Below are 7,751 nucleotides of genomic sequence, written 5' to 3' on the forward strand. Positions count from 1 at the left end.
GGATGAGCTGCTCCCGAACCTCAGCAGGCAATTCAATGGCAAAGAACAGCCGTTTCGGCTCAGACATGATGGATACTCGGTTATGAATTAACGCGATGCTACAATGCAGCGCGAAGAATGTTAACCCTCTGGAGTCATTTGTGACGTCGTTGCCCGTTGCCGCCATAGTGCCTGAACTGCTTACCGCCCTTGATGCTTCACCGCAGGTCCTGCTGACCGCGCCGACCGGTGCCGGGAAATCGACTTGGCTGCCGCTACAGCTTCTGGCGCATCAGGGGATATCGGGGCGCATTATCCTGCTGGAACCGCGTCGCCTGGCGGCTCGCAATGTGGCACAACGACTGGCGGAGTCGCTGAACGAAAAGCCCGGCGAAACCGTGGGCTATCGCATGCGTGCGCAAAGCTGCGTGGGGCCGCAAACCCGGCTTGAAGTGGTCACGGAAGGTGTGCTCACACGCATGATCCAACGTGATCCAGAATTGCAGGGCGTTGGTCTGGTGATCCTTGATGAATTTCACGAGCGCAGCCTGCAGGCGGATCTGGCACTGGCGCTGCTGTTGGACGTACAGCAAGGTTTGCGGGACGATTTAAAACTGCTGATTATGTCAGCCACACTGGACAACGGGCGTTTGCAGCAGCTGTTGCCTGAAGCGCCTACCCTTGTTTCCGAAGGACGTGCGTTTCCTGTTGAACGGCGCTACCAGCCGCTGGCGACGCATTTACGTTTTGATGAGGCGGTTGCTATTGCCACCGCGGAGTTGCTACGTAACGAGAGTGGCTCGTTGCTGCTGTTTTTACCGGGTGTAGGGGAAATTCAGCGCGTGCAGGAACAGCTGGCGTCGCGTGTGGGCGGCGATGTTGTGTTATGTCCGTTATACGGCGCGTTGACGCTGGCTGAGCAGCGTCAGGCGATTTTGCCTGCGCCGCAAGGTAAGCGCAAAGTGGTGCTGGCGACCAATATTGCCGAAACCAGCTTAACGATTGAAGGTATCCGGCTGGTGGTGGACTGCGCCCAGGAACGCGTGGCGCGCTATGACGCGCGCACCGGTTTAACGCGGTTGATTACCCAGCGCATCAGCCAGGCATCGATGACCCAGCGAGCCGGGCGTGCAGGTCGTCTGGAGCCCGGTATCTGTCTGCATCTGCTTGCCAAAGAGCAGGCGGAAAGAGCGGCGGCGCAGGGAGAGCCTGAGATATTACAGAGCGATCTGTCCGGTCTGCTAATGGAACTGTTGCAATGGGGATGCACCGATCCTGCACAGTTGAACTGGCTGGATACGCCGCCAACTATCAACCTGCAGGCGGCAAAACGGCTGTTACAGATGCTGGGCGCGTTGGAGGGCAACAGGCTAAGTGCCACGGGGCAGAAAATGGCGGTATTGGGTAATGATCCCCGTTTAGCGGCTATGCTGGTTAGCACCAACAATGATAACGAAGCGGCAACGGCGGCGAAACTGGCCGCGATTCTGGAAGAGCCGCCGCGCGGTGGCAGTACCGATTTAGCCGTCGCATTTTCACGAAATCAGCCCGCCTGGCAACTGCGTAGCCAGCAGCTATTGAAGCGCCTGAATGTGCGGGGAGGCCAGCCCGATAGCGAACGGTTAGCACTTTTACTGGCGCAGGCGTTTGCCGACAGGATCGCGCGCCGTCGCGGGTTGGATGGACGTTATCAACTGGCCAACGGGATGGGGGCGATGCTGGATTCCGATGACGCCCTGGGGCGCCATGAGTGGTTGATTGCGCCGTTGTTATTGCAAGGAAGCGCGTCACCGGATGCGCGTATTTTGTTAGCGTTGCCGCTGGATATTGAAGCGTTGATGCAGACGTGTCCTGAACTGCTGCAACAGTCCGACACCATCGAATGGGATGAAGCCCAGGGAACGTTAAAAGCACTGCGCCTCACGCGAATAGGCCAGTTGACGCTAAAAGTGCAGCCGTTGGCTAAACCTTCGGAAGACGAGTTGCATCAGGCGATGCTGAATGGTATTCGCGATAAAGGGCTAAGTGTGCTCAACTGGACGCCGGAGGCTGAACAGTTTCGGCTGCGCCTGCATTGCGCGGCAAACTGGTTGCCGGAGTACGACTGGCCTGCGGTAGATGAGGATTCTCTTCTGGCGGCGCTGGAGAGCTGGCTATTGCCGCATATGAGCGGTGTGCACTCTTTACGCGCGCTCAAAGCATTAAATGTGGCTCAGGCATTGCGCGGTTTGCTGGACTGGTCAATGCTGCAACGTCTGGATAGTGAACTGCCTGCGCATTACACTGTGCCGACGGGAAGCCGGATAGCCATCCGCTATCACGAGGATAATCCCCCGGTGTTGGCGGTCAGGATGCAGGAAATGTTTGGCGAAGCGAATACGCCAACCATCGCCGGGGGGCGTGTGCCGTTGGTGCTGGAGCTGCTTTCTCCGGCCCAGCGACCGCTACAGGTCACCAGCGATCTGAGCGCATTCTGGAAAGGATCGTACCGTGAGGTACAAAAAGAGATGAAAGGGCGTTATCCCAAACACGTCTGGCCGGACGATCCGGCGAATACCGCGCCAACGCGGCGCACCAAAAAGTATTCATAAATTGAGAGATTTCTTCTTCTGTCGCCTGACGGAAGAACAGAGAATCGGGCCTTTGCGCCTGAATGTTGCGGAGAAAAAGCATGGCGGGGAATGACCGCGAGCCAATTGGACGTAAAGGGAAACCGTCACGTCCGGTGAAACAAAAGGTGAGCCGTCGTCAACTCAGAGATGACGAGTATGACGACGATTATGATGATGACTATGAGGATGAAGAACCGATGCCGCGTAAGGGTAAGGGCAAAGGGCGTAAGCCTCGTGGTAAGCGTGGCTGGTTCTGGCTGCTGGTAAAACTGTCGATCGTCTTTTTGGTGCTGATCGCGATATATGGCGTGTACCTGGACCAAAAAATCCGTAGCCGCATTGATGGCAAAGTCTGGCAACTGCCTGCGGCTGTTTATGGCCGGATGGTTAACCTTGAGCCAGAAATGCCCATCGGCAAGAACGAGATGGTGAAACTGCTGGAGGCGACACAGTACCGTCAGGTGACGAAAATGACGCGCCCGGGCGAATTTACCGTGCAGGCGAAGAGCATTGAGATGATCCGCCGTCCGTTTGATTTCCCGGACAGTAAAGAAGGGCAGGTGCGTGCGCGTCTGACCTTTGATGGCGATCATCTGGATACTATTGAGAATATGGATAACAACCGCCAGTTCGGTTTCTTCCGTCTCGATCCGCGTTTGATCACCATGCTGTCTTCCCCTAACGGTGAGCAGCGTCTGTTCGTTCCGCGTAGCGGCTTCCCGGATTTGTTGGTAGATACGCTGCTGGCGACCGAAGACCGCCATTTCTATGAGCACGACGGCATCAGCCTCTATTCCATTGGACGTGCGGTGCTGGCGAATCTGACGGCCGGTCGTACGGTGCAGGGGGCCAGTACGCTGACACAGCAACTGGTGAAAAACCTGTTCCTGTCCAGCGAGCGCTCGTACTGGCGTAAAGCGAACGAAGCCTATATGGCGCTGATCATGGATGCGCGCTACAGCAAAGACCGCATTCTTGAGCTGTACATGAACGAAGTTTATCTCGGTCAAAGCGGCGATAATGAAATTCGCGGCTTCCCGTTGGCGAGCCTCTATTATTTCGGTCGTCCGGTGGAAGAACTGAGTCTCGACCAGCAGGCGTTGCTGGTGGGGATGGTTAAAGGGGCGTCAATCTACAACCCATGGCGTAATCCGAAGCTGGCGCTGGAGCGTCGTAATCTGGTGCTGCGCCTGCTGCAACAGCAGCAGATTATCGATCAGGACCTGTATGACATGCTGAGCGCGCGCCCGTTAGGCGTGCAGCCGCGTGGCGGGGTGATTTCACCACAACCAGCGTTTATGCAGATGGTACGTCAGGAGCTACAGGCGAAGCTGGGCGATAAAGTCAAAGATCTCTCCGGTGTGAAAATTTTCACCACCTTTGATTCCGTGGCACAGGATGCGGCAGAAAAAGCGGCGGTGGAAGGCATTCCGGTGCTGAAGAAACAGCGCAAGCTGAGCGATCTGGAAACCGCGATTGTGGTCGTTGACCGCTTTAGCGGCGAGGTTCGTGCGATGGTCGGCGGCGCAGAGCCGCAGTTTGCGGGCTATAACCGCGCGATGCAGGCCCGTCGTTCCATCGGTTCTCTGGCAAAACCGGCAACCTATCTGACGGCGCTGAGCCAGCCGAAGCTGTATCGCCTGAATACCTGGATCGCCGATGCGCCGATTGCGCTGCGCCAGCCGAACGGTCAGGTGTGGTCACCGCAGAACGATGACCGTCGCTATAGCGAAAGCGGTAAAGTAATGCTGGTGGATGCGTTAACGCGTTCAATGAACGTCCCGACCGTCAATCTGGGGATGGCGCTGGGCCTGCCCGCGGTTACCGAGACCTGGACGAAACTGGGCGCCCCGAAAGATCAGCTCAATCCGGTTCCGGCGATGCTGCTGGGGGCGTTGAACCTGACGCCAATTGAAGTGGCACAGGCGTTCCAGACCATCGCCAGCGGGGGTAACCGTGCGCCATTATCAGCACTGCGTTCGGTCATTGCTGAAGATGGGACCGTGCTGTATCAAAGCTTCCCGCAGGCAGAGCGCGCAGTGCCTGCACAGGCGGCATATATGACGCTGTGGACCATGCAACAGGTGGTTCAACGCGGTACGGGTCGCCAGCTTGGTGCGAAGTACCCAGGGCTGCATCTGGCAGGGAAAACCGGGACCACCAACAACAACGTGGATACCTGGTTTGCCGGTATCGACGGCAGCCAGGTGACGATTACCTGGGTAGGCCGCGATAACAACCAGCCAACCAAGTTGTACGGTGCCAGCGGCGCGATGTCGATTTATCAGCGTTATCTGGCGAACCAGACACCAACACCACTGGTGCTGACGCCGCCGGAGGATGTTGTTGATATGGGCGTAGATTACGACGGTAACTTTGTGTGCAGTGGTGGTATGCGTACGCTGCCAGTGTGGACTACCGATCCGGATTCGTTGTGTCAGCAAGGTGAGATGCAGCAGCAGTCAGGTAATCCGTTCGATCAATCAACGCAGTCGCAGCCTCAACAGCAGCAGCAACAGCAGCCGCCGCAGCAGGAGAAGAAAGACAGCGACGGCGTCGCAGGTTGGATCAAGGATATGTTTGGCAGCAACTAATGCCTACCTCAAAACCCGCTCCGGCGGGTTTTTCTTTTGACGCCATTCGGTTTTGTTTTGCCTGATGGCGCTGCGCTTATCAGGCCTACGGAATTTGAGCAGCCGTGTCGCTATCCGGTACGTCTTCCGTTAAAACATTTCAGCTTAATTTATTAACCCTTTCTTTTCATCTGGTTATTTCTTAACCCCTTAGTTTTAGTAGGGGCGCGTAGTGCTTGCGATCGCAACAGCGTTTCGAATATCATGCTCTCGTTATAATAATAATTCTCGTTTACGTTATCATTCACTTTCATCAGAGAAATACCAATGGCGCGTCTTAAAACTGCTCAGCCAAACTCCTCACTGCGCAAAATTGCAGTCGTGGTAGCCACAGCGGTTAGCGGCATGTCTGTGTATGCACAGGCGGCGGTTCAACCGAAAGAAGAAACAATCACCGTAACCGCAGCACCTGCCGCACAAGAAAGCGCATGGGGGCCTTCGCCGACGATTGCCGCGAAGCGTTCCGCCACCGCAACCAAGACTGATACGCCTATCGAAAAGACCCCGCAGTCTGTTTCGGTTGTGACGCGTGAAGAGATGCAGATCCATCAGTCTCGTTCCGTAAAGGAAGCACTGGGTTATACCCCGGGCGTTGTGGTCAGTAACCGTGGCGCTTCGAATACCTACGATTTTGTCAGCATCCGTGGTTTTACCTCTGTCGGTTTAAGCCAGAACAACTATCTGGATGGTCTGAAACTACAAGGAAACTTCTATAACGACGCGGTTATCGATCCTTACATGCTGGAGCGTGTTGAGTTGATGCGTGGGCCAACTTCCGTGTTGTACGGTAAGAGTAATCCTGGTGGGATTATTTCGATGGTTAGTAAACGTCCAACCACCGAGCCGCTAAAAGAAGTTCAGTTCAAAATGGGAACAGATAATCTGTTCCAGACTGGGTTTGATTTTAGTGACGCATTAGATGATAACGGTGAATTCTCTTACCGTTTAACCGGGCTGGCTCGTTCCACAAATGAGCAACAGCAGGGTTCTGAATCACAGCGTTATACCGTTGCTCCGTCCTTCTCATGGCGTCCTGACGACAAGACCAACTTTACATTCCTCTCCTATTTCCAGAATGAACCCGAAACGGGTTACTACGGTTGGTTGCCGAAGGAGGGTACGGTTGAACCGCTACCTAACGGCAAGCGTCTGCCGACAGATTTTAATGAAGGTGCTTCAAATAATACTTATTCCCGCAATCAGAAAATGGTGGGATACAGCTTTGAACACGGCTTTAATGACACTTTCACCGTCCGGCAGAATTTACGTTTTGCTGAAATGAAAACGTCGCAGCAGAGCGTGTACGGCACGGGTATCTGTACAACAAATACGTTTAATGCGCCTTGCCAGGCAATTCCGGTCGATCAGCGCGATCACTATCTTGGCCGTGGCACCGTTGTCGATGACGAACGTTTGCAGAACTTCAGTGTTGATACCCAGTTACAGAGCAATTTCGCGACGGGAACGGTGGAGCATACATTGCTGACAGGTATTGACTTCATGCGTATGCGTAATGATATCAATGCTAAATTTGGTACAGCTCCTGTTCTGGATCTTTATAACCCACAGCCTCTGGATGATTTTGCTTTCGATTCTACCGAGCCTTATCAGATGAACGAAACCAAACAAACCGGTATCTATATCCAGGATCAGGCGGAATGGGATAAGTGGGTCTTTACGCTGGGTGGTCGTTATGACTGGTCACAGCAAGCAACGACAATTCGCCAGAATTCAACCACGCCGCAAGCGGGTTATATTGAGCGTAACGATCATCAGTTTACATGGCGTGGCGGTGTAAACTACCTGTTTGATAATGGTATTTCTCCGTACGTTAGCTATAGCCAGTCATTTGAACCAAACGCATTCGATCTCTACAGCACTCCACGCATGGCTTTTGCGCCATCTAAGGGTGAACAATATGAAGCAGGTGTAAAATACGTGCCGAAAGATCTGCCGGTGGTGATTACGGCTGCGGCATATCATTTGACGAAGACGAATACGCTGACAACTGATCCGACCAACTCGAATCTGCAAGTTCCGTCAGGCGAAGTACGTTCTCAGGGCTTTGAATTTGAAGCTAAAGCGGCCTTGAATGCCAATATCAATGTGACAGCTTCATATACTTACACTGATGCGGAATATACCAAGGATACCAATCTCAAAGGGAACAACGTAGAACAAGTTCCTGAACATATGGCATCACTCTGGGGCGATTATACCTTTAACGAAGGCGTTCTTTCGGGACTGACACTGGGAACCGGTGGACGTTTTATCGGTTCTAGCTATGGCGATCCTGCAAACACCTTTAAAGTGGGAAGTGCTGCTGTAATGGATGCGGTTGTTAAATACGATTTAGCGCGTTTTGGTATGGCAGGCTCTAGTGTTGCCGTCAACGTTACCAATCTGCTGGACCGTGAATACGTTTCTAGTTGCTTCCAAACCTATGGCTGCTTCTGGGGCGCAGAACGTCAGGTCGTTGCAACAGCAACCTTCCGTTTCTAATTTCTCTTTGGGCACGCTTTGCGTG

At 54.0% G+C, this 7,751-nt stretch carries 3 protein-coding genes and 1 pseudogene; 3 read left to right on the top strand and 1 reads right to left on the bottom strand.

The features are described 5' to 3' along the window. A pseudogene (locus FDX03_RS23190) lies at window positions 1–67 on the bottom strand (RNA 2',3'-cyclic phosphodiesterase); the annotation flags it as partial. Between the two features lie 73 nt (window positions 68–140). Between FDX03_RS23190 and hrpB the strand changes: the two are divergent. The 3 genes from hrpB to fhuA all read left to right on the top strand — a co-directional run bounded on the left by hrpB (window position 141) and on the right by fhuA (window position 7,726). Then, entirely contained in the window at window positions 141–2,570 is a 2,430-nt protein-coding gene (gene hrpB, locus FDX03_RS08830) for an ATP-dependent helicase HrpB (protein ID WP_137345805.1), read from the top strand. A gap of 80 nt (window positions 2,571–2,650) precedes the next feature. Further along, window positions 2,651–5,185: a bifunctional glycosyl transferase/transpeptidase gene (gene mrcB / locus FDX03_RS08835; protein ID WP_048212660.1), complete on the top strand. Its 2,535-nt coding sequence runs from the start codon at window positions 2,651–2,653 to the stop codon at window positions 5,183–5,185. Between the two features lie 306 nt (window positions 5,186–5,491). Then, on the top strand, window positions 5,492–7,726 hold the full coding sequence (gene fhuA, locus FDX03_RS08840) for a ferrichrome porin FhuA (protein WP_048212659.1): 2,235 nt from the start codon (window positions 5,492–5,494) through the stop codon (window positions 7,724–7,726). Window positions 7,727–7,751 lie beyond the last annotated feature (25 nt).

Source organism: Citrobacter sp. wls827 (assembly GCF_005280875.1).
GTDB lineage: Bacteria > Pseudomonadota > Gammaproteobacteria > Enterobacterales > Enterobacteriaceae > Citrobacter > Citrobacter youngae.